Annotated in this window: 24 protein-coding genes; 9 read left to right on the forward strand and 15 right to left on the reverse strand. The window is 52.1% G+C overall.

Going from position 1 to position 25574, the window contains the following annotated elements:
• Positions 1-29: 29 nt before the first annotated feature.
• From B036_RS0101305 to B036_RS0101355, 11 genes are all read right to left on the reverse strand, one after another.
• Positions 30-1382, reverse strand: coding sequence for a fasciclin domain-containing protein (locus B036_RS0101305; RefSeq protein WP_020566877.1), 1353 nt, complete (start codon positions 1380-1382; stop codon positions 30-32).
• A gap of 260 nt (positions 1383-1642) precedes the next feature.
• A complete protein-coding gene (locus tag B036_RS27610) occupies positions 1643-3346 on the reverse strand; it encodes a SulP family inorganic anion transporter (protein ID WP_020566878.1) in 1704 nt (567 codons plus the stop codon).
• A 27-nt stretch (positions 3347-3373) separates the two neighbouring features.
• Positions 3374-4756: an MBL fold metallo-hydrolase gene (locus B036_RS0101315; RefSeq protein ID WP_020566879.1), complete on the reverse strand. Its 1383-nt coding sequence runs from the start codon at positions 4754-4756 to the stop codon at positions 3374-3376.
• A gap of 49 nt (positions 4757-4805) precedes the next feature.
• A complete protein-coding gene (gene dapA / locus B036_RS0101320) occupies positions 4806-5711 on the reverse strand; it encodes a 4-hydroxy-tetrahydrodipicolinate synthase (protein ID WP_020566880.1) in 906 nt (301 codons plus the stop codon).
• Entirely contained in the window at positions 5686-6243 is a 558-nt protein-coding gene (locus B036_RS0101325) for a DUF6913 domain-containing protein (protein WP_020566881.1), read from the reverse strand. The genes dapA and B036_RS0101325 overlap by 26 nt, the downstream gene beginning before the upstream one ends.
• Complete coding sequence (locus B036_RS0101330; protein ID WP_020566882.1) at positions 6243-7199, reverse strand: acetyl-CoA carboxylase carboxyltransferase subunit alpha; 957 nt, start codon at positions 7197-7199, stop codon at positions 6243-6245. The genes B036_RS0101325 and B036_RS0101330 overlap by 1 nt, the downstream gene beginning before the upstream one ends.
• Positions 7200-7461: 262 nt before the next feature.
• Positions 7462-8403, reverse strand: a complete 942-nt coding sequence (locus B036_RS0101335; protein WP_020566883.1) for a coiled-coil domain-containing protein — start codon at positions 8401-8403, stop codon at positions 7462-7464.
• 414 nt (positions 8404-8817) lie between these two features.
• Entirely contained in the window at positions 8818-9273 is a 456-nt protein-coding gene (locus tag B036_RS0101340) for a GNAT family N-acetyltransferase (protein ID WP_020566884.1), read from the reverse strand.
• Between the two features lie 139 nt (positions 9274-9412).
• The gene (locus B036_RS31480) at positions 9413-10105 is read right to left on the reverse strand and encodes a hypothetical protein (protein ID WP_020566885.1); all 693 of its coding nucleotides are present in this window, start codon (positions 10103-10105) and stop codon (positions 9413-9415) included.
• 419 nt (positions 10106-10524) lie between these two features.
• A complete protein-coding gene (locus B036_RS27620) occupies positions 10525-10944 on the reverse strand; it encodes an Hsp20/alpha crystallin family protein (protein ID WP_020566886.1) in 420 nt (139 codons plus the stop codon).
• 72 nt (positions 10945-11016) lie between these two features.
• Positions 11017-11538 carry an RNA polymerase sigma factor gene (locus tag B036_RS0101355; RefSeq protein ID WP_020566887.1) on the reverse strand — a complete coding sequence of 174 codons (522 nt, stop codon included), beginning with the start codon at positions 11536-11538 and terminating at the stop codon, positions 11017-11019.
• A 324-nt stretch (positions 11539-11862) separates the two neighbouring features.
• On the opposite strand from B036_RS0101355, the gene B036_RS0101360 reads away from it, so the two are divergent.
• Positions 11863-12195, forward strand: coding sequence for a PadR family transcriptional regulator (locus B036_RS0101360; protein ID WP_020566888.1), 333 nt, complete (start codon positions 11863-11865; stop codon positions 12193-12195).
• 4 nt (positions 12196-12199) lie between these two features.
• Positions 12200-12973, forward strand: coding sequence for a M23 family metallopeptidase (locus B036_RS31485; protein ID WP_020566889.1), 774 nt, complete (start codon positions 12200-12202; stop codon positions 12971-12973).
• A gap of 134 nt (positions 12974-13107) precedes the next feature.
• Here B036_RS31485 and B036_RS0101370 read toward each other — a convergent pair whose 3' ends face one another.
• Entirely contained in the window at positions 13108-15537 is a 2430-nt protein-coding gene (locus tag B036_RS0101370) for a gliding motility-associated C-terminal domain-containing protein (protein WP_020566890.1), read from the reverse strand.
• A gap of 353 nt (positions 15538-15890) precedes the next feature.
• Here B036_RS0101370 and B036_RS0101375 point away from each other — a divergent pair, with 353 nt between their 5' ends.
• The 4 genes from B036_RS0101375 (at position 15891) to B036_RS0101390 (ending at position 18061) form a co-directional block, all read left to right on the forward strand.
• On the forward strand, positions 15891-16394 hold the full coding sequence (locus B036_RS0101375; protein WP_020566891.1) for an RNA polymerase sigma factor: 504 nt from the start codon (positions 15891-15893) through the stop codon (positions 16392-16394).
• A complete protein-coding gene (locus B036_RS0101380; protein ID WP_020566892.1) occupies positions 16391-16858 on the forward strand; it encodes a hypothetical protein in 468 nt (155 codons plus the stop codon). Before B036_RS0101375 ends, B036_RS0101380 begins: the two co-directional genes overlap by 4 nt.
• Before the next feature lie 63 nt (positions 16859-16921).
• The gene (locus B036_RS27630) at positions 16922-17428 is read left to right on the forward strand and encodes a DUF4252 domain-containing protein (protein WP_020566893.1); all 507 of its coding nucleotides are present in this window, start codon (positions 16922-16924) and stop codon (positions 17426-17428) included.
• A 123-nt stretch (positions 17429-17551) separates the two neighbouring features.
• The gene (locus B036_RS0101390) at positions 17552-18061 is read left to right on the forward strand and encodes a DUF4252 domain-containing protein (protein WP_020566894.1); all 510 of its coding nucleotides are present in this window, start codon (positions 17552-17554) and stop codon (positions 18059-18061) included.
• Positions 18062-18162: 101 nt separating this feature from the next.
• Here the strand turns inward: B036_RS0101390 and B036_RS0101395 are convergent, their stop codons facing one another.
• The 3 genes from B036_RS0101395 to B036_RS31495 form a co-directional block, all read right to left on the reverse strand.
• Entirely contained in the window at positions 18163-19482 is a 1320-nt protein-coding gene (locus B036_RS0101395; protein ID WP_026231567.1) for a sulfatase, read from the reverse strand.
• Positions 19483-19830: 348 nt separating this feature from the next.
• Entirely contained in the window at positions 19831-20589 is a 759-nt protein-coding gene (locus tag B036_RS31490; RefSeq protein ID WP_020566896.1) for a glucosaminidase domain-containing protein, read from the reverse strand.
• A 359-nt stretch (positions 20590-20948) separates the two neighbouring features.
• On the reverse strand, positions 20949-21725 hold the full coding sequence (locus tag B036_RS31495) for a hypothetical protein (RefSeq protein ID WP_020566897.1): 777 nt from the start codon (positions 21723-21725) through the stop codon (positions 20949-20951).
• 88 nt (positions 21726-21813) lie between these two features.
• Here B036_RS31495 and B036_RS0101410 point away from each other — a divergent pair, with 88 nt between their 5' ends.
• From B036_RS0101410 to B036_RS0101420, 3 genes are all read left to right on the forward strand, one after another.
• The gene (locus tag B036_RS0101410; RefSeq protein ID WP_020566898.1) at positions 21814-22473 is read left to right on the forward strand and encodes a porin family protein; all 660 of its coding nucleotides are present in this window, start codon (positions 21814-21816) and stop codon (positions 22471-22473) included.
• Between the two features lie 93 nt (positions 22474-22566).
• On the forward strand, positions 22567-23865 hold the full coding sequence (locus B036_RS27645) for a serine hydrolase domain-containing protein (protein ID WP_020566899.1): 1299 nt from the start codon (positions 22567-22569) through the stop codon (positions 23863-23865).
• Positions 23866-24090: 225 nt separating this feature from the next.
• Entirely contained in the window at positions 24091-25554 is a 1464-nt protein-coding gene (locus tag B036_RS0101420; RefSeq protein ID WP_020566900.1) for a helix-turn-helix domain-containing protein, read from the forward strand.
• The last annotated feature ends 20 nt before the right edge of the window (positions 25555-25574 follow it).

Below are 25574 nucleotides of genomic sequence, written 5' to 3' on the forward strand. Positions count from 1 at the left end.
AGGGTGCAAAAACCGTTTAAAGAGCAGGGTTAAAGCCCCTCCGGTACCAGTACGCCGTTAATAAGGTGAATGACACCATTAGAGGCCTGGATATCGGTTAGGTCGAAATTGACGCTGGTATCATCATCAATGAAGATGAAGAAATTACCATCTCCGTCTACCCGTATGTCAATAACGTCGTCTGGATTAAGCGTTGGCACCGTTCCTGCGGCCAGGTCGGTACTTCGTACGTTTCCAGTTACCACGTGGTAGGTCAGTACTTTGGCGAGCTGCTCGACGGTCAGTGAGTCGACTACGTCCGAAATGGCCTCGAAAGCTGAATTTACCGGCCCAAATACAGTCAGCGGATCCGTACCGCTAAGCGCACCAACCAGGTCGGCTGCAATCAGGGCGCTTTCCAGTTCAGAAACGCCTTCTGCCTTGACGGTGAAGTCCACAATGGTTTGAGGAGTGAGCACTTTACTCACGGCATGGATGACGCCATTGGTACCAAACACATTCGGTACTAACACATTGGCATCAGTATTTACCGATACGCCACCGGTACTGCTGTTAACCAGCAAGGACAGTGCGGAGCCACCGGGGCCGGAAGCGCTGAGAGAAGTGACAAAGTTATCACCATCTGCCAAATCTCCGGCTGGTACCGAAGTACCCAGAACATGGTATAGCAACAGGTCACTGAGTTCTTCATCAGTAACACTTTCCAGGTCGATATTAGCTTCGGTAAAAGCATCGTCAGTGGGGGCAAAAATGGTAAGGGTGCCTTCTCCGTTTACCGTTTCGTCTAGTCCGGTACGCTCCAGCGCAGCGATCAGAGAGGTAAAACGCCCATCGATTCTGGCGCGGTCGAGCAAGCTCGGCGGCAGAAGTACTTTGTCGATGGCGTGAATGGTACCGTTAACTGCTTCCACGTCCGGCACCACTACTGTAGCCGATTCGTTGATGGTTATACTGGTTCCGTCATTATCAACAAACAGCGGCAATTGGGCACCGCCAGGTCCGGTTTTATTTTCCGTCAGCAGCTCTGTGCGGCCTGAAGGAATGGCACTGGAAACGATATTGCTACCCAAAATAACGTGGTAAGCGAGAATATTCGCAAGTGCATCATCCGAAAGGGTACTCAAATCGACACCGAGGTCGGTAAAAGCATCATCGGTAGGCGCAAAAACGGTAAGCTGGCTGGAGGAGACGTCGAGAAAATCGTCCAGTCCGGTACGCTCTAATGCAGCTGTAAGGGTGGTGAAACGGCTGTCGGCAGAAGCCACGTCGGTGATGGTTCCAATAACTGGATCAATGGGACCGTCTTCATCGTCGTCACAAGCCGAGAAACTGAAGATAGTAAGCAAAAGGATGACTGTCCATCCGAGGGATAGTTTACGCATAATATTAGGTTTTAAAGCGGAATGCACTCAGGTTAATGGGTTCAGATAATTCCGCTGGTATGGTTGATAGTATTACTATCTCCAATGGGAACGAAGCTGAAAATGTTCTCTAACAAGAGACGTTAAGCAAGCCCATTAGCAGACTAGTGTTAAAGTTGATTTTTTTTCGAACCTGAGACTCACGAATCCCCTCTTAAAGTCGTCCTACCCTCTTTTTTTAATGCCTGGCAACGTAAATCAAGCGTTAGTAGTCAACTTGCTTAATCATGTTGTACCGCCGGAGCGTCCCATCCACGATCATCGGGGTTGTTTTCCAAATGGTCCAGTGCACTCTGGATCGACAAAAAGTTATGTGCTGCTCCCATACGTTCCATTAGGCCACAGCGGTAAAGCTTGTCTCTTACTGGTCCAATAATACCACATAGGTACAGGCTGACATTTTGCTTTTCCAGCGTTTCCAGGAAGCGGGTAAGCTCATATAGGCCAGTAGTGTCGATGTCGTTAATTGTATGACCATCGATGATAACTACACGGAGGGCATCTCCTCTTTCACGGACAAGCTCCTCCATCCGATCCCGGAAGTACTCAGCGTTTCCGAAATACAATTCAGCATCAAACCGAACCAACAGGACAGCAGGGTCAACTTCTGCCTCCCCAAACCTCATACGATTCCGGAAAGCATTGGTGCCCGGCACCCGGCCTAACTCGGCCAAATGCGGCCGGGCAGCTCGCCAAAAAACGAAGATCAAAGAGAGCAATACCCCTCCGGCAATGCCATATTGCAATCCGGCAAACAACGTGAAGACAAAAGTGATCAATAGCGTTGCGAACTCCTTGGGAGCCAAATGCCAAAGTTTGCGCATTTCTCCCAGGTCGAATAGGTTGCGAATCGAATAAATAATGATGGCAGCCAGAACGGGGATCGGCAGATAATAGAACAGGGGGGTAAAAAACAGTAACACCAGTACTAATAACAGTAATGCGGCAAGGCTGCTCAAAGCTGATTTTCCTCCCCCCTCTTCCAGTACAGCGGAACGACTGAAACTAGCGGACGAAGGAATGGCCTGAAAAAAGGCCCCTCCAATTTTACCGATTCCGAGTGCGATGGATTCTCGATCGGGAGAAATTCGGTAATAATTATGGTTGGGAGAAAAAGTCTTGCCAATCGACAAGGTTTCAATAAAGCTGATCAGCGCCATAACCAAGGCTACTGGAAATAACTGCTGTAAAATATTGAGGTCGAGTACCGGCAGAGAAAATATTGGTAATCCGGCCGGAATATCTTCAACGGTTGAAACGCCCCATTCCTGCCCGAACAGCCACACTATCGTTGTGGAGATAACGATCAGAATAAGCATAGTGGGAAATCGCCGTGGTAGCCAGCGTTTAGCTGCCAGCAAGGAAAAGAAAGCACCAACGCCAAGTACTGCCGTTGGTAAATGAAGGTTTGGCGCGCCAGTAACCAACTCCAAGACGGAAGCATGGAATTTACTGGTAGACATGGTAGGAATTCCCAGGAGAGCATCAAGCTGAGAAACCATGATAAGTACCGCAGCAGCGGAAACGAAGCCTGAAAGTACCGGTCGGCTAAGCAGACTAACAATACCTCCTAACCTAAGCAACCCAAACAACAGATGAAGTACTCCGGTAAGCCCCCCCAGTAATACGGCATAAGCCACATATTCTGCGGTGCCCGGATCGGCCAAACCAGAAAGCCCGTTGAGACAGAGTAAAGAAGCTAAAGCTGTGGGCCCGACCGACACATGGGGAGTCGATGCCACCAAGGTGTACAGTAACATTGGGACAAAGGCGGCATACAGTCCGTACACAGGGTCAACCCCCGCCAGCATTGCGTAGGCCATGGCCTGTGGAATGAGGAGGATGCCCAGCGTAAGGCCGGCGGTCAGATCCGAGATCAGACCGGTAGTTCGATATTCTTTGGGGCGAGGAAACCAGCCGGCCATTGCGCGTTGGGTAATGAAGTGATTGATCTAAGCGGTTTGCAGTGCGATAATATCTTCGACTTTATCCTGCACATTAATCAGTTGATCAAACCCACGAGATTTCAGTAAGCTGGCAGCAATAGTGGAACGATAGCCACTGCCACAGTGGAGGTAGTATTTGTTTTCGGGCTTTAACTCCTTCATCCGGCCATTCAGGGAAGTCAAAGGAATATTGACCGCGTCGACAAGGTGACCATTTTCGTATTCACTTGCTTTGCGCACGTCAAGAATGTGGGAGGCCTGACCACTGTTAAAGGGTTCTTTGAATTCTTCCGCGTTGATTGTCTGAACAGCATCCAGTTCACCACCAGCAGCCTTCCATGCGGCGATGCCGCCTTCAAGGTATCCCAGGGTCTGATCATAGCCTACCCGACTTAATCTTTCTACGGCTTCCGCCTCTCTTCCGGGCGCTGTTACTAATAATATCGGCTGCTGTAAGTCGGGAATCAGTTCTCCAGCCCACGGAGCGAAACTGCCATCCAGTCCTATGAAAATACTGTTTGGGACAAAGCCCCGGACAAAATCAGCCTTATCCCGCACATCCAGAACCAACGGCCGTTGGTCGTTAGCAACTTTCTCAAAGGCGGCAGGAGAGAGAGCAACGGCACCTCGGTCCATTACCTCGGCGAAAGACTCGTACCCCTGCTTGTTCATCCGGACGTTTTCGCTGAAATATGCAGGAGGAGGCAAAAGGCCTTCCGTTACTTCCTTGACAAACTCCTGGCGGGTCATATCTGCCCGCAGAGCATAGTTGGTTGCCTTCTGGTTCCCCAGGGTATCCTGGGTCTCGTGGCTCATCTTTTTACCGCAGGCGGAGCCTGCGCCATGTGCTGGATAAACGACTACCTCATCGGGCAACACCATGATCTTACGGCGGAGGCTATCATAGAGCAATCCTGCCAAATCTTCCATAGTTAAAGCACCTTTTTTCTGGGCCAGGTCGGGCCGGCCGACATCACCGATAAAAAGGGTATCTCCGGAAAAAATAGCCTTAGGGCGCCCTACTTCATCAAGCAACAAATAAGTGGTACTCTCCAGCGTATGACCTGGCGTATGAAGCGCCCGGATGGTTACTTTTCCGAGTTTAAAATCCTCCATATCGTGTGCCTCATACTTCTCGTAATCCGTCTTTGCCCCCGGGCCGTATACGATAGTGGCACCGGAGGAGGCGGCAAGGTCCAGGTGTCCGCTGACGAAATCAGCATGAAAATGTGTCTCAAAGATGTACTTGATTTTGCTGCCAGCTTCTTTGGCACGGAGCAGGTAAGGTTCGGGGCTACGCAGAGGGTCGATGATCGCTGCTTCTCCCTCACTCTCAATATAGTACGCTCCCTGAGCAAGGCATCCGGTATAAATCTGGTCAATTGTCATTCCTCAAAGGTACGGATGAACAATGCTTTCATCACCTGATCGTAAGTCACTACAACTCCAAATCAGGAACCAGACTCAACAGTTTGCGAAGTTTTTCACGATTCGGTTCCGACAGCGGCATCAGCGGCACACGTAACTTATTATGGCAAAAACCTAGCATTGAGACAGCCGCTTTTATGCCTATTGGGTTTCCCTCTACATAAAGTAGCGGATGAACATCAAGCATATCGAAGTTTAGCTTACGCGCCTTTGGGAAATCACTTGCCAGTGCTGCGTTTACCATTCCGCTGAAATGCTTAGGCAGGGCGTTAGCAATTACGCTGATACCGCCATGCCCCCCGAGAGCAATTACCGCAGCAGTTATCGGATCATCTCCTGAGAGCACACCAAAATTATCATGGCAATGCTTCAGAATTTCGACCGATTGCTCCAGCTTACCACTTGCTTCCTTAACGGCGGCAAAGTTTTCGTGGTTCTCAGACAGCTTAAGTATGGTTTCCGGCAGCACGTTGCTGCTCGTCCGTCCGGGCACATTGTAAATAATAACCGGAAGTGGGCTGGCCTCTGCGACCCGTATGAAGTGCTCGTATATCCCCGACTGAGGGGGTTTACTGTAGGCCGGGCTACTGGACATAATACCCGATACGCCATCAAAATTATAGTTCTTAATGATCGTCTCTAGCTTATCAGTGTAGTTCCCGCCAAAAAAGCCAGCCACAATCTCTACCCGGCCATCCACGTGTCGGAGCGTGAAATCCAAAATTTCCCGGCACTCCTGACTACTCAGTGTAATCGCTTCACCAGTTGTTCCCAAAGAGACAATGTAGTCTACTCCACCTTCAATAACGTAGTCAATGATGTTCCCCAGCGCGTGGTAATCCACCGTATTGTCAGGCAGGAAAGGCGTAATCAAAGCGACGCCGGTGCCGCTAAATTTTGGAAGTACTCGTTGCATTCGTGAAGGTGAAAATTTGCTCAATGGCCGCCAATTGGTCTTTTAGTCTAACCGACAGGCTTCCATCAAATTGCAGGTGATAAGGATTTGTGGAGTCTTTGACAAAGGGACCTACCTTCAGTTTCGCCGGTTTTGTTGTCGCTAGAAAGTCAAGGACAGGATGTTGGGCGGGCCCCAGTCGTATTAATAAGTCGGTGGCATCGCTCTGTATTTTTTTGACGACATCCCCCTGCGGAACACCGTACCAGTTTAAGTCCTTGACTGATACTATTTCAAAATCAAAGCTTGCGGAGCCAACTTCATGTTCAAAAAAGCCAATTACTTTAATTTTGCTTCCGTGGCGCCGGTTAGCATCTCTCCATTTATCTACTGCTTTTCGGTCTTCGGCGGAGTCGGCAATAAACAGAATGGTTATTTGTCTGGAGTTAACCAGATTAATCTTTTCCCCTGGTTGCTTCACAGGCGGCGTGGAAGTTTCTTCCTCCATCCGTTTACGGAACAACCGTTCCTTTATGTTTGTAAGGAAAGACATTACCCGGCGTTTTCTACCCGCCCAATAGCCGAGTACTTCGCGATACGCTCTTCAATTACCTGGTCGATATCTTTTTCCTGTAAGGCCACAATTGCCTTTTTCAATTGCCGTTTGAGGCTCTTGGCCATTTCATCCGGAGCGGAATGGGCCCCACCATGAGGCTCCTTTACGATTTCGTCAATAATGCCGAACCCTAACATGTCATCAGCGGTCAGTTTCAGCGCTTCGGCAGCCTGTTCTTTATAGTCCCAGCTGCGCCACAGAATACTGCTGCAACTCTCAGGACTGATGACGGAATACCAGGTATTTTCCAGCATCATCACATGGTCTCCCAGCCCGATACCAATAGCGCCGCCACTGGCACCTTCACCAATCACTGCACAAACGATTGGAACGCGCAACTGAGCCATCTCGATCAGGTTTCGGGCTATGGCCTCTGCCTGCCCGCGCTCTTCAGCCTCGATCCCCGGAAAGGCTCCCGGAGTATCGATCAGCGTAACTACTGGAAAGCCAAAACGTTCGGCCATTTTCATTAACCGGAGTGCTTTACGATAACCTTCAGGGTTGGCCATACCGAAGTTACGGTACTGCCGCATTTTCGTATTCACCCCTTTCTGGTGTCCGATGATCACTACTGTTTGCCCGTCCATATTGCCAATACCCCCCACGATGGCTTTGTCGTCTCCGTGGTACCGGTCTCCGTGTAACTCCACAAACTTCCGGCACATCTGTTCGATGTAGAATAAAGTGTAAGGACGCTCAGGGTGTCGACTGAGCTGTACCCGCTGCCAGCCAGAAAGATCGCTGTAGATCTCCTTTCTGGTCTGTTTAATCCGGGACTCAAGCTCTTGAATGGTCTCCTCCATGTCCACGACACCGTCTTCCGCTACTTCCCGGACTTTTTCCAGTTGTTCGTAGAGTTTCTCCAGTGGTCGCTCAAATTCTAGAAATACCATTTAATTCGTGGTTTTTGGTAAGCGGGGCAAAGGTACAACATGCAGGTTGCACGTTGTTAGATTGCAAGGTTCAAGTAAAACAATCGTGAGAAGGGAATCAAATGGCTTCGACAAGCTAAGCCACCGATTAATCTTCGGTAAAAGCCGTCAATAATCTGCCCAAGGCGAATTATTGACGGCTAAACGACCTGACGGATCAATGACTGAGCTGACAGGACCGTCCTTGTGATTGTCCTGCAAGGTTCAGATTAATAAGCTATGGCTATCGCAAGTTTACATTAGCAGCACCTAACAGACCCAGATCGGTAAAAATCTGTGCGCGGTAATACCCCGCCTGTAGTTTTACGTCGAGATCATGGGTAAAGCTGATCCGTTGATTCTTTTCTACGTTGACGTCACGGCCTTCCAGCGCAATGAGGTCCATCGCGGCGCCATTCACAATGGCTTTAGCACGAACGGGATTTTCAGATACAACGGGGGTGCCAGACTGATCAGACAATACCAGGTAGATAGGCCGTACGCCCAGGTACTTGTCTGGTACAGCGGTGAGGTCAAAACTGACGTTCATCCTCCTTACTTTGCTGGCATCGGCCGTGACCTTATCTCCTTTACCCCTGAACATCTCTACCTGTATGGCCGTGGCCTTAAAAGCGCCAAGGGTCATTTCTGTAATCTGTTTTTCCATGCTTTGCGTCATGGTCTCCAGGTTTTCACTCTTTTTTTCAAAGTTGTAGGCGGCGGTTTTAGCAGTGCTAAGGTCTTGCCGCAGCACTACGTTCGTTTCCCGAAGCTGCTGATTCTCCGCTTCCAGCGCAATCAGGCTGGTTTCCAGGTTAGCCCGGGCGTTGATCAGGTCCTCGATCTGCAAACGCATCTGGTAGGCTACCTCATTGTCGTTTTTACGAGACTTTTGAGCCTTGCGCATATCGTAGAGTGCCCGCTTGGTGACGTCTTGCGATTCGGCCAGCTGCCCCTTCAGGGACTCGTTGTCCGAAACTGCAGTTTCGTAGATCGTTCCCAGGCTATCCACCTGTTTCTCCAGGTTGGCCCGTAGCAGGGACAGCTGGTCTACTTCTGCACTCATCTCCGTATTGGCAGCCGACAGTTCCCCAGCGGCACTGTTACGGCTTATGCCCCAGAAAAGGCTGGCTAAAAAAAGCAGTGCCAATAGGATGGCAACGATCGTTAGTGACTTCTTATTCATTTCGCTTAGTGTTGGTTTTCGTCGTAAAGAACGCATTTACGGCCGAATTGCTCATTAAGGTTTGTCCAACAGCCCACTTTTAGTCCTAATCTGGCGGGTTTTAACGGTTTCCCTCATCTTATTTACCCTTCTTATTGCACCTGCGGCCGCGCCCCCAAAGTGAATGTAAGCATACTTGGATGCGTGAGTTGCTACCGATGGTTAAGCGAATATCAAGGAAAGCAAGGCTACCTTTTCCCAAAGCGATTACCGCCTGTGGGTTGAGGAAACTAAGGATCGTCGCATGGGTATAGGAGCAAGGCAGTTAAAAAACCTGCAAATCAACCAGCAGCCTGAATAGTGGGCTCAAATTCTGGCATACTGCGTTCTTCGGCGGCAACCGGTTAGTTTAGCGCTTGATGTACGTTTGAGCATTCAAATCTCCCGCCGCATCACCACCATATATTTGCTGAATCCCTTTTTCTCGTAAGCCCGGATTGCGCCGAAATTATCGTCATAGACCCTAAGCTGTACTTCGGTCAGCCCACGAGCACGCGCCCAATCCAGTAAGGCGTCGGTTACCAGGCCGTTCACGCCCCGGCCCCGGTATTCCGGGCGGACAAACATGAAGCCAAGAAAACAATGCTTCGGTGGGTCGACGTAAAGGTCTGAAGGCTTCTCCTTAGCATAACCGGAACCAACAATCAGATCGCCATCGACGGCAACAATAACTTCTACCTCCGGGTCTACGATCATCGCCCCAATGTCGTAATAACTGATCGGATCTGGTTTCAGCGTAGGGTCAAAGGGGCGCTCAGCCGTGATGATGCCTTGTTCGAACTGTAGGAGAACGGGAAGGTCTGCCGGTGTGGCGGGGCGGGTGGTAATCATTGCATTAACAGGTTAATTATTACGATGACGTTGCGTGGAGGATCTCCGTTCTTTTTGTTTCGTGCTGATCAGTCAGGGCTTCCCCCCGTACGGCCGGCCACAATTTAACCGAAAAATTTCCAGTGGCTATCAGTTTGCCTTAAAAGTACACCGACTCACCCGCCTTAGGAATTTTAAGCTCATGCTCACCCGTAAGAAAACCGTTCATCGAGGCACGCACCTTTGGTTTTTCATTAAAGCTATGGGTTACCTCCGTGATAACGGGATCGTCTTCACTTTCACTGCAGTCCTCGGTTGTTTTTACCCACTCAGCGTCGCCGGTGGAAAGGTTATAGTCGAGGTCTTCGAAATAATCGCAGGGGGCACCAGCGTGAACCGTTGCGCCGATGAGTTGGAAGTCACCGTTTTGCCAACGAAAACGGTGGGTATAAGCCCATTTCTGGCGGCTGCCACCGAAGTGATCGATGACAATAGTGTTTCCTTCAATGTCAACACCTTCCAGCGGGTCGCCCATCATTCCGCCGTTCTCGGTAGGGAGAAGGACACTTCTGGCCGTGTACCAATTTTTACGTGTATTGCCGGTGCCGGAATACACGACGAGATCCCGCTCTTTACCGAGGCCACGGTCTTCCCGGTCCGTCATCCGGATCTCTAAAAAGTCGGGCACTCCGTCGCTGTTGAAGTCTGCCGAAAGCAAAACCGGTTCTTCAGGAGAGGTAGAGGTTGTTGGCGCCGTAGGTTCTTCAGGAGCTTTTGGTTGCTCGGAGGGAGGCTTGGGATCACAGGCAAAAAGGGTTCCCAGCAATAAAAAGAATAAAGCAGCATGTTTCATGGGGCGAATATCGGCGATCCATTAGGAAATGAACCAAAAACTAAGCCCTTCTCTCAAAAAGAGGAAGGGCTGTGTCGAGGGAGTGCCTTTTCAGTTTAGCAATTTATACCTCGGCGGAGACAATGGATTAGTAGCAGAGGTACATCGCTGAAATCTTAGGTTGATTCAGTAGTTTCCTGATTTCTTTCGTAGGGACGGGACTTTCCCAATCTCTATTGGCATCCTGAAGGCGCTTTTTTGTTCGCTCAGCGAACGGCAAATCCCACCTCGCCTACAGGGACGGAGGCAAGCCCCGCCCCTACAGATTACCACTTGATTCACAAAACTTCTGAACCAGCCCACTAGTACTCTGTGAGGTCGACATTGTCGTATAAATGCGATATATTTCAACTCGTTACCCCTGCCTACCGGTAGCCGACTTACTTAATCTCCACCTCCCGTTCCGGCTGCGAAGCCTCCGGCGTTTTGGGGGCGGTGATGACGAGAACGCCATCTTCAAAGTTCGCGGAGATGGCCGACTGGTCGACTTTCTCGCTTAGCTGGAACCACCGCTCAAAGGATTTGATGGGGTATTCCTGCAAAAGGAAATCCGGATATTCCTCCACTGGCTTGCGGGTTCCGCTGATGTAAATCATATCGTTAAGGAGGCTGATCTTAACATCCTCCTTCGCAAAGCCGACGCAGTAAACCCGGGCTTTAAAGCCGGTGGCTGTTTCCTGAATATTCACGGGCACATTGTGCTTGGGCCGGCGCGGACCGTATTGTGGCCGATGACCACGACGGCCTCCTGGGCCACGATGATGGCCGCGTCCGCGGCCTGGGTGCATTTGATGACGCATAATTATTTGGTTGTTGATTGGTTATTGATAATTGGTATTCATCCTGGTAGACGCAGTTACTTCAGCATTACTCTAATAATCCTCAAAATATTCTTCGTAGACCTCCTGCAGCAAATCCCGCAATCGCCGACGGGCATAGCCCTTACGGGAGATGACCGTCTTCAACGGAATCCCCAGATCGGTGGCTATTTCGCGGAGGGTCTCTCCGTCCAGTTCGTTACGGACGAAGACTTCCCGCTGGTCGGGCGGCACCTGATCGAGCGCAGCCTCGATCTCTTCCCAGAGCTCGTCCGGGTCTCCGCGGAAATCAGCCTCGTCAGCAGTATCTTCTGTGGCACTCAGGTCCTGGAAAGCAGGCCGGCGCGTAGCCTGGCGATAGCCATCGGTGATCCGGTTACGGGCGACACGGTACAACCAGGCGCGTGGATCAGCAATTTTTTCTTCGTTTAGGGTGGTAGCAAAGACCGCCCATACCTCCTGCAGCAAATCTTCTGCATCTCCGTTACCTACGCGACTGCGGACAAAAGATTCGAGCTCCGGGCCGAATTCCTGGTAGGCCTGGCCCCACTCGTCCTGTTCGGTTAATTCATACATTCACTAGGGTAGACGACGGGAAAGAGGAAATACTTCGATTTGAGCGTGAAAAAATTGAAGGCAGTGTAATTTTGCGCCCTTTTTAGTCAATCAGTCAGAGCGTCAAGGAGTCAGAGAGTTCTCGCGGATGCTCGCTAAACTTGTGTGTCTGTATCTTTTCATTTAGTGAGGCTACTTAGCAGGTACACGAACGCAGTGAGTTCCGACGCTCTGACTCCTTGACTATTTGACTCCCTGACTAATAGGGCGGGGCCGCAGGTGCAAAATATGTTAAAAGAAGCCTGGTGCTTGCAAATGCATCCGAATTAGATGTATCATTACCCTATGTACTCAAAAGAACTGATCAAAGGCACGCTTCGCACCGTTGTACTTCGCCTTATCGACCGGGAAGGGCGGATGTATGGCTATCAGATGACCAAGCGGGTTAGCGACCTGAGCGACGGGAACTACAAACTCACTGAAGGCTCCCTATATCCGCTACTGCATAAGCTGGTAAAAGACGGTATGCTGACAACGGAAACGGAGACCGTCAACGGCCGTCCCCGCCGATACTACGTCATCACCGCCGCGGGCCGCGCAGCGGCCACCGATCGCCGCGACGAATTCCGCCGCTTCCTACTCACCATGCAGCGTTTGCTCGACCTGCAACCAGAATAATCCCATGACCATCCTTACCAAGCCACAAGTTGCCCACGTAGAGGCCCATCTGGCCCATGCGGGACTACCCGATGGTCTCAGCGGTGAACTGCTGGACCATCTCTGCTGCGCCATCGAACAGGAAATAGACAAAGGCAGCACCTTCGATGCAGCCCTGTCCGAAACCCTTCAAAACTGGCCCATCCGGCACTTGCAAAAGCTTCACCGTGACGTTCGCTTCACGACCAAAACCAAACCTATGCTTTACCGTATTTCCGCCGCTGCCGCACTGCTGGCCGGCATCGCCTTCCTCTCTCCCCTACCCTGGCCTGCTGAGGCCGACCATGTCAAGACGCTACCAATTGAACTTGCTACCACCGTTAATGATTTCCTCTTTGAGCCGCCCACGGCCAGCCCCATTGCAGGGGTAGACATGAAGAACAATCTCTCTTCAGGGTTCGGTATGCGTACGCATCCTTATTTCAAGCGGAAAGTATTCCATAAAGGGATTGACCTAAAGGCACCGACCGGCACCCCGGTGATGGCTACCGCAGACGGACAGGTTATCTTCGCCGGTGATGACGGAGACTACGGCATTTCAGTGAGAATCCTACACGAAGACGGTTACGTAACCGTTTACCACCACCTCCACGACCATACCGTACAAAAAGGTGATCAGCTCCTTCTGGGCCAGACAATCGGGGCCGTCGGCAGCACCGGTCTGTCGACCGGGCCACACCTCCACTACGAAGTACGTAAGGATGACGTGCCGATGGACCCACTGGCGTTGCTTGATTAGACAGGCCGGAGGCCTGGCGTCCAGTTATCGGGTTGTCGGTTCTCGGGTTATCAGGAAAACCAGACTCTAAGACAACCTGATAACTGGGCAACCCGGTAACTCGACAACCCGACACCCCGATAACTGGACACCCCCTACCGCAGAAGCATAGTACCCCCGCTTAGTTGAAGTGTTTGGAAACCGTCGTAGTAGGTTATAACGTAAACGTAATGGCCGGCTGCACCGGCCTCTCCGCCAACCTCCCCATCCCAGCCTTCGGAGAGCTGGCTACCGGCGTACACTTCTCCGCCCCACCGGTTGAATACCCGAAAGGTGAAATTCGTAACCGGCGCACAAAGCCGGGGATCAGGGAAGGCGCGAAACACATCGTTGATTCCATCCCCGTTGGGGGAGAAAGCATTGGGCAGGTACAGCCGACAGCAACTTTGACCGTCCAGGCTGAAAACCGATTCTATTTCCTGACAACCGTTACTGATGGTCAGGGCGTAATCCCCAGGATTGCGAAAGGTCCGCTGGGGTTCGTTGCTATCATTTTCCCAGCGGTAGGAGAAAGCGCCTTCGGTGGTTGCATCAAGTTCAAGAGAATCTCCGGGGCAAAGCGACTGATCGACAAACCCGGGTGGGAGGCCTAGGTTTTCACCGGGGGATACCGTTACGGTGTCAGACGTAGTATTACAGTTGTTGCTGATCGCAACCACGTAGGTTCCCGGCTCCGTAATCCTTCTCCTTGCATCCTGCGCGCCGTCGCCCCACAAATAATCAGTTGCGCCTGCTGCCGTCGCATCCACGAAGAGTTCTTCGCCGGGGCACAAAACTGCATCCGGAAGGTCCGGTTCAAAAGGTCCGCTGGCCAGCAGCTCAAAACACATTTTCGCTACGCTGGGGGGGAAACAGGACGAGCGTACCTGAAACCTAACCTCTCGCTCTCCAGCTAAAATCTGCTCATTATCGTTACGGTAATTGATGCGTTGCATTAGCCGAACGACGTCTTCATTTGGCAGATTTCGGGTATTAAGGAAGGTGATTATGTTGTCCGCGTCACGCTGAAACAACTCAGCAATATCAACCGGTATCTCAAGATACTCCATCGGGTCTGACGACATTAAAGAGATGCGAACGACGTCGATGGTCGGACCGGAAAACTTGAATACTGCGTCCGAATCCATTATCGGCAACGGCTCCTCATAACAGCGTTGGGGCAAGTTAAAACCATTGAAAGTGGACGGCATTGAGCTGTCATCGGCGTCGAGATCCAACTGTTGGCAATTGCGATCGTTGATAACAACTGGTCGTTCTTCCAATAAAAACGGCTGTACTGGTGGCTCCGTCCGCCCGGCGATGGTTCCGATGGCTGTTCGGGAGATGTTTGCTGCGGGGCTTCGGCGGAGGTCTACCGAAAAAGCAGGGCAGGATTCCCTCGCATTCCCCAGGGTGTCGTTCAGGTAGATGAGCATAAGGTCGCGGTCGCCCTGAGGGCAAAGCGTCCCGGATCCCGCGAGGTAATACCCCCCACTTGGTGCAAGCGCCAGGTCATTTATTCGGGCCTCTGCGAGAGCGCCTACCGTTCGTTGTCGTAAAATTTCTCCCTCATAACTTACTTCCATTACTAACCCCGGAGTTTTCCCGAGTTGTGGACTGGAGGTGGAACCAGCCATAAGGAGCGTACCCGATGGCGTGAGCAAGGTGGCCCGAATTACATCCCGGCCGGCACCGCCGATTAGCGATTTACTAACGACGTCACCATCGCCGTTCAACCGAAGAAAAAGAATGTCGGTCGTTCCTTCTCCGGTATCGACGTGGCTTGTTACGATTAAATCTCCATTTGGAAGTACCTGCAAGGTCCTCGATCGGGCATCGGCCTCATTGACGTAGTTGTAGCGGTAACGCCAAATCAGGTCCCCTTGCCGGGTGGTCTTAACGAGGAGGGTTTGGCCCGTGACCTCCTCGACCGTAGAGTAGCCCACCATAATGATACCGTCATCAACTTCCCGTGCCTCGTGAAAAACATTGTAACGGGTATCGGGGATGACAAAGGTTCGGCGCCAGCGCTCTGTACCGTCGGGTGAAAAGCAGAAAAAGAGGCCATTATTGGTATTTCCCACGTTACCGACAGCGACGACGTCACCATTACTCAGGGGGAGTAGGCTATTTGCCTGTTCGTCATCTACAGCGTCTCCCCAGCCGAAGGCGTAGCCTGCCCCGAGGGTGTTGAGGGCGTAGAAGACCTGGTTATCGGAAGTTTCCGTTACGTTGGTCCAGCCGCCGGCCAGCAGGCCCGGTGTGCCGTTGATCGATATGGTAGCAAGTGTGGTAATATAACTGCGGTGGTCGCTCACCACGGTTGCGGTGTAGCGGAGGTTTCCGTTGCGGTCGAGCGCGTGGAGGATGCCATTGAAACGGTCCAGGGCATTAGCATCTGTGCGCCCCGCGATGACCAGGTTATTATCGACCACTTCACATACTGCACCCCATTCATCCCCACCGCTATCGAAGAAGCGCTCGAAAAAATCCTGAGCGGGAAGCAGGGTGGGGAAAAGTAAGGAAAGCAGGCAGAGGTACCGCATTTTGGATGGCTGGTGGGAATAGTTTTTAGGTGTAGGTGGTCTTCGAGAAGTAAGATACTGAATTAGGGAATAGGGTTGCCTGGGGAGACAATAAGGGAGAAGGACGCACATTAGGGCGGGGCCGCAGGTGCAAGCAAAAGACGCTGAAGCTGGGATTGATTGGTTGGAGCTGGACGCGAGGAAAGATGAAGCTGTAGTAAATATGTAGAAGTACGACAGACCCGCAAAACAGGGTAGATCATCGTAGATATGTAGAAGTACGACAGAGCTCTCCGCAACCCACAACATTTTTTTCCGTCCTTCTTGTAACAAACTACTCTTAGCCGCCGTGTCTTAGGCAAACGCACCCAATTTTGGATCAGTACTCCAGTATAATAACTTCCGTCCGTGACCGCCTTTACCGGCTGGCACTGCGCGTCGTCAATGACGCGGACGAGGCGGAAGATGTGGTACAGGATGTGCTGGTAAAGAGTTGGAAAAAGCGTGACCAGATCGTTGGTCTTGACAACCCACCAGCCTGGCTGATGCGGATGACCAAGCACCAGGCGATCGACCGGCTTCGTTCTGCAAAAGTGCGGTGTGCCAGAGAAACGGAAGCGGCCGCTCCGGATTTCGTTGCACACACACCTTTTCAGATTACAGCCACCAACGACACCCTCGGCCATATCCACCGGCTCCTCCAGCAGCTTCCGCCAGATCAGCGGTCGGTGCTCCACCTGCGCGAGGTGGAAGGGATGGACTATAAAGAAATAGCCGAGGCCACTGGCCTTAGTTTGTCGCAGGTAAAAACCTACCTGCACCGCGGCCGCGGTAAACTCAGGGGCCTGTTACTTCAACAAAGAATCGTAGAATCATGACGCATACTACAGCTAAAACACTGCTCGACCGCTACTTCCTCGGGGAAACCACCCTGGAGGAGGAGGAGCAACTGAGGGCTTATTTCCGGGCCGGAGACATCCACCCGGACCTGGCTCCCTATCCTCCGCTTTTCTCTTATTGGGAACAGGCAGGTGAAATTGTTGCCCCTAAGGTGCGGCGGCCCGCAATTCAACGGCGGCTCCCCGTTCGTTGGTTGGCCGCAGTAGCGGCTGCCGTGGTCATGTTACTCTGCCTGCATACCTGGTTCAACCAGCAACCCGATCTCTCCAGCTTCCCCATCGCCGAGGCACAGCCCATCGATTGGAGTAAGTACGAGGTCACCGACCCCGAGGAAGCCTACCGCTTACTGCGGGGCGCCCTCAAAACCGCCAGTTCCGAAATCAATCGTGGTCCTGAGATCACAATCCGGGAACTGGGGGAAGTGCGCAGGATGTTGAAATAAGAACTGTACCTAATCAGATTCAACATTTTACGCTTTCCACCATCAACCTTTAAATCAACAATAATGAAATATCTGATTGCCCTGCTCCTTTGCCTTTACCTGGCACCTGCGTCCGCGCAAAAAATCCCCCGGGATGCTATTTCTACTTATTTCAGTGAATACGTCGACGATCAGGATTTTACCGTCGTATACATCAGTGGTAAAATATTTCAACTCGTCAAAGACGCCAAACTTGATTTGGAAGATATGGACGAAAAGGAAGTCGAGGCCATTTTGAAAGTTGTCCAGGACATCCAGGGTATCCGGATCCTCCATACCGATGAAAACGTGATGGCGCACTGGAAAGCGGCTAAAAATCGAATTCCCACTGATAAGTACGAGTTGCTTTTCAAAATCCGGACCAAGGACGGCGACAACGTCGAAGCCTTCATTCAGGACGAAGACGCCGTCATCAGTGAACTGTTCATGCTCATCGGCGCCGTCGATAATTTTGCCATGTTCAGCTTCGTCGGCAAAATTGACCTTACCAAAATTTCTGACCTGCAACGGGCCATTGAAGGACGGAATTAGTCTATAGTTAGGTAGTGGGTAGTTCGTAGTAGCTGCCGCAAGATATTGCTCACTTCGTTCGTGCCGGAACTACCCACTACCGACTATTAACCACCCACTAAATACCCATAAATAAAACCTAGTATGAAAAAGCTAATACTCCTGTTTCTGTTGGTCACTCTGGCCGCCCCTACTCTCTTCTCCCAAAATAGAGCCGTCCGGGATTTCATCCGCGAACATCGTAAGGGCGAGGAAAATGTAGCCATTACCATTCCAGGCTTCCTGATTGGCCTTGCCGGTGAAATAGGTATGCTGGCCAGCGAGGACGAAGAGGAACGCGCCGCATTCTCCCTTGCGCAGGAGTTTGGCACCACCCGAATTCTGACCTTCGACAACCATGATTTCGACGCCGGCAAAGACATCAAACGGTTGCTTCGCACCCTGGAGTCGGAACACAACTACGAGCGCTGGGCCACCGTCCGCGCGAAATCCGGCGAGCAAGTAGAATTGTCCGTCAGTATGAAAGGTGACACCGTTCGGGAAATCATCGCCATCGTCAGTGAACCAACGGAGCACCGCACCGTATTTCTGCACGCCAAGACCGACTTTACGGCGGAAGAACTTGGAGAAGTTTTGAACAAATTAGTTCAGTAGTTCATAGTCAGTATTTCGTAGTAGCTCCCGCAAGAAAGTGCTCACTGCGTTCGTGCAGCAGCTACTACTAAACTATGGCTTTTAGACCATGAACTGCTGAACTACCGACTAATAAATTGCTTCCAGGCGCCCAGTAAATCTCCCTCCGGTGGCGTAGCCATCCGCAGTGATTCGTCCGGCAGGTCACCGATATTGAAATAAGTCACGGAGTCGTGAGCAGTATCGAGGTAGAGTTTAAAATCTCCCCGTCGGACAGCGCCTGCGGGGCCTTCAGGACCAGCGTAGGGGGCTTCCCAAAACAAAGTCCGCTGCTTTAATTCCACCCCTCTGAGAATGGGTAGAAAACTACGTCCGTCCGGGCTTTTGGCATAATCTCCCTGTCGCAAGACTTCCCCTACAGTTGGAAAGATGTCCGTACCGACCACCTGTGCCAGCGAGGCATAGGTAGTAGTTGCGTAACTGGGAAAGTGGACAATCAGCGGCACCCGAATTCCACCTTCGTAGAGCGTCCCCTTACCGGCTCGAAGGATGCCATTATCGGTAGGCGGAGTGTGCTTTGCTAATTTGGGATTGTCCGGTTGGAGGTGAAGGCCACCATTGTCGGAAGTAAAAACAATCAGGGTTCGTTCCAGCTGTCCGGTAGCCTTAAGAGCAGCGATGATGCGGCCGACGTTCTCGTCAATTACGGAGATCATAGCGGCGTATTCCAGAGTGGGGAATTTTCGCCAGTGGGTGCTGTCCACTAATTCCCGATAGGCCCGGACCTTATCTTTTCGCCCCTCCAGAGGAACGTGCGGCGCGTAATAACTCAACGACATTAACCACGTCGAATCCTGCCATTTCCCAAGTACGTCAATGGCGTGATCGGTCAGCTTATCCGTCAGGTAATCTCCCTCCTGCGATTCGACGAGAAGGTCGGCAATTGGTGATTCCGTAAAAAAGGGATAGTAGTAGCTGTCGGGGTGTTGCTCCGCCACCGCGAAAACGTGATCGTAGCCCTGCTGATCGGGGGCTTTGTCTCCCGTGCCCAGCTGCCATTTTCCGATGTGTGCCGTTTTTAGTCCGGCCTTCTTCGCCAATTCTCCAAGGGTTTCGTAATTCGCACCGGGTTTACCGTGGCCAGTGCGAGCGGGGTGCAGGCCAGTTTGCAGGGCGGAACGGGAAGGCTGCCCTTTTGGGGCAGCGGCGTAGGCTTGCATAAACTGTACGCCGTCCCTTGCTAAATTATCCAGGTGCGGGCTTTTCACCAGTGGGTTGCCGTAGCAATTCAGGTCGGCCCAACCCAAATCATCGGCTACGATGAGCAGGATATTGGGTAGGGGACCATCGGGCTTTTCAGGCGCGGACACAGGTGCAGGGGAATCGGTACAAGAAGCAAGGCAGAACAGGCATAGGTACAGTAGGAAAAACGGTTGTCTCATCAAAGTTTCAGGTTGCAGGTTACAGGCTGCAAGTTACAAGTTGCAAGTTGCAGGTTGTAGGTTTCAGGTTGTAGGTTGTAACCTGCAACTTGTAACCTGCAACTTGTAACCTTTGGGTTGCAGGGTTGCACAAAACAATTGCCCCAGGCAATTCAAGCAAATTTTTTCTACATTTTTAAAAGAATTTGTCAAAAACGAGCGAAGCGAGCAGCCTGATGCGGGCGCTGCAACCTGCAACGCGCCGCAGGCGCTCTGCAACGGGAGCGAAGCGACCTCTGCAACAACGAACGAGGTGAGCTGCAACCTGCGACCGGAGCGTAAGCGACCCTACAACGCGCCGCAGGCGCCCTAGTCAAACCGAAACAACTGGTACCGGTCAATCGTCTGCAACAGCTGCTTAGCCAGGTCGTCTGTTTTGTTGAAGCCAAGTTCTTCGAGCCCCGCCGCCCAGCGGCGGTAATCAGTTTCGGAGAACTGGGACATGGCGCTGAAGTTCCCCGAAGTAATGAACAGGCTGTGATCGCGGAAGCTGGTCCAGGCGTTCTCGTAAGCACGCACGCACCGCCCGCTCTCCCGGCCAGTGGCCCCGGGCCAGTCTTTGCCGCAAGGGAGGTTAAAAAAGTTATGGTGCATTTGTGCAGCGGGGCTTAGTCCCGCCCGGCCATGCAACAACGCATTGGCGAGGGTGATACTGGCCGGCACACCAAACTTCTCCTGCTCCGTCTGCGCCACATTGCTGAAGCGGCGGATGAACGCCGCGATGACCTGCTCCTCCTGTCGGGTCAGCACGTCGTAATGGCTGGGTTCCGAAGCGCCGCCAAACAAGTTAAAGCGATCCAGGAAACCAGCTTTTTCCTCCACCGCAGCGAGGGGCGCTGGAGGTGGAACCTCGGTTAGCACTGGCCGGTCGGAGACTGCGGCAGGCAAGAGGATTTCGGGATCTCCCGGCAAGGAAGCGGGGGTTTCCGTGGGGGCAGTCGGCGAGCCCAGCCGAATATTGAAGTTAACCTGTTTGCGAGACAACATCACCACTGCAGCGGCGATGATGAGTAGGCGAAGCCAGTGCCGCCCAACGAAGGACAGCGAACGTGAAATTACAGCAGTCATTTTTTGCAACCTTTGGGGGAACACCTATGCTGGCTCCCGATTTACTTAATCAATTATAAAGGCTGTTTTCTGAGTGTGGGCAAGAGGGTGCTTCCACCGCCTTGATTTTCACAAATGTAGGGGAATTGACTTAAACAAACAAAATGTTTTATGTATTTATTTTGCTAAACAAGCTGTTCTCTACTTTCCGCACGATGCTTTTCAACCTCACATCACCCCCTCTCTGGCAGGTCTCGCCTCAGGCTCGACGGAGAGAGGCTTGTTTAAAACGCGATGCGTTTTGCGGGCAAAATCTGTTGCGTAGCATTATTCTCAGACAGAACACCCTACGACTAAACCCTTCTTGAGGTATTCACCCATTATTCTTTCTGTTCGAGCTTAACCCCTTTAACCGGATCCAAATAATAAACCCCCTCCTTCACGCCCAGCAGCTTGCCCTTCAACGTTCCCTGCACCTGCGGCCGCGCCTCCTGCTCCCCCCGTGCCCAGATCCAGTAAGTACCGTCTTTATTCCCGCTCAAATACGGCGCGTGCCAGCCATAAATCTTAGCCATTGGCAACTCCACCCAGCGCTGAAACCGGCCGTAGTTCGTGAACACTGCCAGGCGATTTTCCTCCGCATAATGCAGCAGCACCGCACCCTGGTCAACGTAAATCGCGGAAGGCTCAGCGGCGGTTTTGATCTCCAGGCGCAGGTCGTTACTCTTCAGGCGCAGCTTGCCCGTCCCGTCGATGAGCTTGAGCCGATAGTCCCAGGAATCAAATACCCAAATGCCCTGGTCGGTAGCCCGGGCAGCGGTAACTGGCTGCTGCAAATCGGGTAAACTAAAAAGGTCCAACCGACTCACTTCACTTAGCGTCCGGTCCAACACCACCACCGTGCCATAATCGGCATAGAACAGCAGGATGGCAAAGGGGTTGGTCACGTCAACAACGTCTGGCCCGCCCAGGCTGCTGTCGTAAAAGGAGAAGCGATTTTGCCCCAACGGATTGTCCGTCACCAATTCATCGTCGGTCAGCAGGAGATACGTCTTCCCAACGGGGTCAATAAAGTAATCGGCCACCTTCTCCTCCGACTGCGAACGGGTGGTAGCGCAGGAGAGGCAAAACAGGCAGCAAAACAGCAGAAGGCGCATAAAGAGGTGGAATTTATCAAAATGGTGCGGGCGTAGACATAGATAACGCGAAAAACCGCACTTTTGTCGTGCTAAACCTTCCCTTACGATGAATCAGTTGCTTTTCTTCCTGCTATGTTTCCTCCCGCTTATGCTTTGCGGACAGCAGCGTGATTCCGTTAAGGCGGTCAACCGGCTGCAAATTGGTGTGGGTGGAGGTTTTATGCAACACGAGGTAGACTTTACACCGGCGGCCAACGTCGAGGCCCTGCAGGGAACAAGTTTCGGGATCGGCCTGCGCTATTTCGACAACCACCTCGTCGGCTTCCAGGCCGAGCTGGGTATAAGCAGCGCCGGCTGGAAAGAGAACCTGGACGATTCGTTTTCCTCCCTCTACGAACGCAGCATCACCTACGCCGAACTCCTCATCCTTTCCCAGTTGAGTATCGGCAAAGGTGCTTTTCAACCCATGCTTCAGGGCGGGCCGTATTTGTCTTTTCCCCTGCAGGATAAAGAAAGCATTCCAGCTGAGTATGTTGAGCCGGTCACTACCCTACCCCAGTACTACAATTTTGAACTTCCCTTCCGCGTCAACTACGGATTACAAATTGGTGTCGGTTTTAACTTAGAATTTGGCCCAATTACTATCCAGGCAGACGGGCGATACCTGATCGGCTTCAGTGACCTCATTAAAACGGGGGCCACCATTGCTTCTACGAGTCGGCGGGGAGGGCTGGGAGGGCACGTGGGGGTGTTTTATGCTTTGTAGGTCACCTTCCGCCCCCGCCCTTTTGCCTACTTCAAAATGATCACGAAAACCAGTTAAGGCAACGCTGAAATTTGGAACACAGAAAACACAAACATGAGAAAGCTCCTCCTTACCTCCCTTCTCCTTTCTTCCCTTTCTGCCTTCGCCCAATCTTCCCTGGCAGATTCCATCCGCCTGATCCTGGAGGAAGGAATTGCCGCCGACGCCTTCCCGGGTGCTCAGGTATTGGCCTTGCATAAGGGCGAAGTACTGGCCCACGTCACCGCTGGATACCATACGTACGCGAATCAGCGTCCGACACAAAAAGACGACGTTTACGACCTTGCTTCCATTACCAAAACCAGCTCAGGCCTGCTTTACCTCATGCAGTTGTACGAGCAGGACCGGCTTAACCTCGATGCTCCGATCGGTCAGTATTTTCCCGTTTTTGCCGGCACTGATAAAGCCGACATTCCCCTTCGCTCCGCCCTCAGCCACCGGGCCGGGATTCTTCCATGGGTGCCTTACTGGCAGGGAACCCTGAAGGGCAACGGTCGTTACCCCTGGAAGAAAAACTGGGACGCTAAACGTACCAACGATTATCGGTTTCGTGGTCGGACGCTCCGACGCGACAGCAGCAGAAACTATCCGATACGGGTGATGGATGATCTGTGGCTGCATCGAAAATTCCGGGAGAAAAATATTTACAGCGCCATTCGAAAATCTCCCGTGAAACCCGCCGGAGACTACGTGTATTCCGGCCTCCTGTTTTACCTTCTCCCCCAGCTGGTGGAGGAAGGAACGGGTATGGGATACCATGATTACCTCCGTCAACAGTTCTATGACCCACTGGGTGCCGAAACCCTTGGCTACCGGCCGTTGGACCGGGGCATCCCGCTCAGCAGAATCGTTCCGACGGAAATCGATACGTTTTTTCGCATGGCTCCGCTGCACGGTGTCGTGCATGATGAAGGGGCGGCATTGATGAACGGTGTCAGTGGTAATGCGGGGCTTTTCTCCAGCGCAGCAGACCTCGCAAAGCTGTACCAGATGTTGCTGAACGGTGGAGAATACGACGGCCGGCGCTATTTCAATGCATCGACCGTAGAAGCGTTTACCCGCAGGCATTATGAGGCAGAGGGGAACCGCCGGGGACTAGGTTTCGACAAGCCCCTGGTGGTGTACGATCCCGATGCAAGTTCAGTCGCAGCAGCAGCCTCTCCCGCCAGTTTTGGACACAGTGGGTATACAGGTACAATGGTTTGGGCCGACCCGGACAAAGACCTCTTGTTCGTATTTCTGAGCAACCGTGTCCACCCCAGTCGGAACCGCAGAGCCATCTACACTTTGGGTATCCGGCCACGGATTCATGCGCTGCTTTACCGGCATTTGGTCGAGGATAGTAACCACTAAGACATTTAGGCACTAAGTACTACACTAAGAATTTAGAAGGATTTGGGCGCGGCCGCAGGTGCAGCGACCGGTTGAGGAAAGGCAGGGAATTAGGGGCGAAGTCTCTAAAAGGCTGAATGTCGTTAAACAGGTGCGGCGTGTCCAGGAGAAAAGCGCGTAGTGACTTTTTCGTCTAAAAGACCATAGGCAGCCGCATTCTGCGAAAATTCGCTATTTTGCCGACATATGCAAGCCAAAACCGCTAACGAAAAGATCATCTTCGGGCTTAAAGTTAAGCAACTCCGCCAGGAACAGGGCCTGTCATTTTCGGAGCTCTCGAAGCGATCGGGGATGTCCCTGTCTTACATCAACGAGATTGAAAAGGGCAAGAAGTTCCCGAAGCAGGACAAAGTAACCAAGTTAGCAAAGGCCCTTGGCACCACCGCCAAAGAGCTCACCAATGGAGAACTGGGTCGGCACCTGGCACCGGTCACCCAACTGCTACAGTCAAATTTCCTGAATGAGTTACCGTTGGAGTTGTTTGGTATCGAGCTCAGTAAGGTAGCGGAGATTGTCGCCCAGGCCCCAACCCGGGTCGGCGCCTTCATCAGTACGCTGTTGGAGTTGTCTCGCTCCTACGCCTTGCGGGAGGAAAATTTTTATTTCGCCGCGCTGCGCTCTTACCTGGAGCTTAATGACAATTACTTTCCGGACCTCGAAAAAGCCGTCGAAACCTTTACTAAGCAACATCAACTGCCGGGTATTCGGCCATTACCTCCCCGGGTACTGGCAACGCTGTTAGAAGCGCACTATGGCTACACCATTTTGCCCAACGGCCTTGATGCCCACCCGGACTTACAAATGCTACGCGCAGTGTATCAGCCGGAAGGCAATCGGCTTTTGCTTAACGGAAACCTGACACCGGCACAACGCGGCTTCCAATTCGGTAAGGAACTCGCCTTCAATTATCTAAGGCTTTCCGAACGGGCGAACACCAGCAGCCTGCTGCGCAGCCGGGTTTTTGAGGAGGTACTGAACCACAGCAAAGCCACCTATTTCAGCGTGGCCTTACACATTCCACTTCAAGCGTTCACGGAGCAGGTAAAAGCTTTCTTTGCGCTGCCAAATTGGGACGCAAAGGCATTTCTGGGGCTAATGCAACGGTTCAACGCTACTCCGGAGATGTTTTACCACCGGCTGACTAACGTACTACCTCAGTTCTTCGGCCTGCGGGAAATGTTTTTCCTACGGTTTCTCCACAACCCCCAGACGGATGATTTCACCATCGACAAGGAACTCCATCTTCATCGCCGGCACCACCCACATGAGAATGGCCTGTTTGAGCATTACTGCCGGAGGTGGGTAAGTTTGAGCCTACTGCAGGAGATGTCAGCCGGAGAAGCGATCAGTATCGATATACAACGCAGCCACTACTACGGTACAGAAGACGAATACCTGTGCTTAACCATGGCGCGAACGGATTACCCTAAAAAGGGACGGAACGTCAGCCTTACGCTCGGTTTCCTTGTCAACGACAAACTTCGGAAAATCATCGCCTGGCACGACGATCCGGCCATCTCCAGCCGGGAAGTCAATACCACTTGTGAACGTTGTCCGATCTCCGATTGCGCAGAACGAGCCGCGGAACCGGTAATTGTGCAAAAGCGAGAACGCAACCTGCGCATTAAAGCTGCATTGAAGAAATTGTAGCTCCGTGGCGTTTCTTGAGA

Origin of the sequence: Neolewinella persica DSM 23188, from assembly GCF_000373105.1 — a bacterium.
GTDB lineage: Bacteria > Bacteroidota > Bacteroidia > Chitinophagales > Saprospiraceae > Neolewinella > Neolewinella persica.

Bases quoted from the DNA above. Each gene is read 5' to 3' on its own strand.
- dapA (WP_020566880.1), bottom strand. From the start codon at position 5,711: ATGCAACGAGTACTTCCAAAATTTAGCGGCACCGGCGTCGCTTTGATT.
- B036_RS27610 (WP_020566878.1), bottom strand. From the start codon at position 3,346: ATGGCCGGCTGGTTTCCTCGCCCCAAAGAATATCGAACTACCGGTCTG.
- B036_RS0101330 (WP_020566882.1), bottom strand. From the start codon at position 7,199: ATGGTATTTCTAGAATTTGAGCGACCACTGGAGAAACTCTACGAACAA.
- B036_RS31495 (WP_020566897.1), bottom strand. From the start codon at position 21,725: ATGCGCCTTCTGCTGTTTTGCTGCCTGTTTTGCCTCTCCTGCGCTACC.
- B036_RS0101360 (WP_020566888.1), top strand. From the start codon at position 11,863: ATGTACTCAAAAGAACTGATCAAAGGCACGCTTCGCACCGTTGTACTT.
- B036_RS0101335 (WP_020566883.1), bottom strand. From the start codon at position 8,403: ATGAATAAGAAGTCACTAACGATCGTTGCCATCCTATTGGCACTGCTT.
- B036_RS31490 (WP_020566896.1), bottom strand. From the start codon at position 20,589: ATGACTGCTGTAATTTCACGTTCGCTGTCCTTCGTTGGGCGGCACTGG.
- B036_RS27620 (WP_020566886.1), bottom strand. From the start codon at position 10,944: ATGCGTCATCAAATGCACCCAGGCCGCGGACGCGGCCATCATCGTGGC.
- B036_RS0101315 (WP_020566879.1), bottom strand. From the start codon at position 4,756: ATGACAATTGACCAGATTTATACCGGATGCCTTGCTCAGGGAGCGTAC.
- B036_RS0101305 (WP_020566877.1), bottom strand. From the start codon at position 1,382: ATGCGTAAACTATCCCTCGGATGGACAGTCATCCTTTTGCTTACTATC.
- B036_RS31480 (WP_020566885.1), bottom strand. From the start codon at position 10,105: ATGAAACATGCTGCTTTATTCTTTTTATTGCTGGGAACCCTTTTTGCC.
- B036_RS0101370 (WP_020566890.1), bottom strand. From the start codon at position 15,537: ATGCGGTACCTCTGCCTGCTTTCCTTACTTTTCCCCACCCTGCTTCCC.
- B036_RS0101390 (WP_020566894.1), top strand. From the start codon at position 17,552: ATGAAAAAGCTAATACTCCTGTTTCTGTTGGTCACTCTGGCCGCCCCT.
- B036_RS27645 (WP_020566899.1), top strand. From the start codon at position 22,567: ATGAGAAAGCTCCTCCTTACCTCCCTTCTCCTTTCTTCCCTTTCTGCC.
- B036_RS0101325 (WP_020566881.1), bottom strand. From the start codon at position 6,243: ATGTCTTTCCTTACAAACATAAAGGAACGGTTGTTCCGTAAACGGATG.
- B036_RS0101355 (WP_020566887.1), bottom strand. From the start codon at position 11,538: ATGTATGAATTAACCGAACAGGACGAGTGGGGCCAGGCCTACCAGGAA.
- B036_RS31485 (WP_020566889.1), top strand. From the start codon at position 12,200: ATGACCATCCTTACCAAGCCACAAGTTGCCCACGTAGAGGCCCATCTG.
- B036_RS27630 (WP_020566893.1), top strand. From the start codon at position 16,922: ATGAAATATCTGATTGCCCTGCTCCTTTGCCTTTACCTGGCACCTGCG.
- B036_RS0101420 (WP_020566900.1), top strand. From the start codon at position 24,091: ATGCAAGCCAAAACCGCTAACGAAAAGATCATCTTCGGGCTTAAAGTT.
- B036_RS0101340 (WP_020566884.1), bottom strand. From the start codon at position 9,273: ATGATTACCACCCGCCCCGCCACACCGGCAGACCTTCCCGTTCTCCTA.
- B036_RS0101410 (WP_020566898.1), top strand. From the start codon at position 21,814: ATGAATCAGTTGCTTTTCTTCCTGCTATGTTTCCTCCCGCTTATGCTT.
- B036_RS0101380 (WP_020566892.1), top strand. From the start codon at position 16,391: ATGACGCATACTACAGCTAAAACACTGCTCGACCGCTACTTCCTCGGG.
- B036_RS0101395 (WP_026231567.1), bottom strand. From the start codon at position 19,482: ATGAGACAACCGTTTTTCCTACTGTACCTATGCCTGTTCTGCCTTGCT.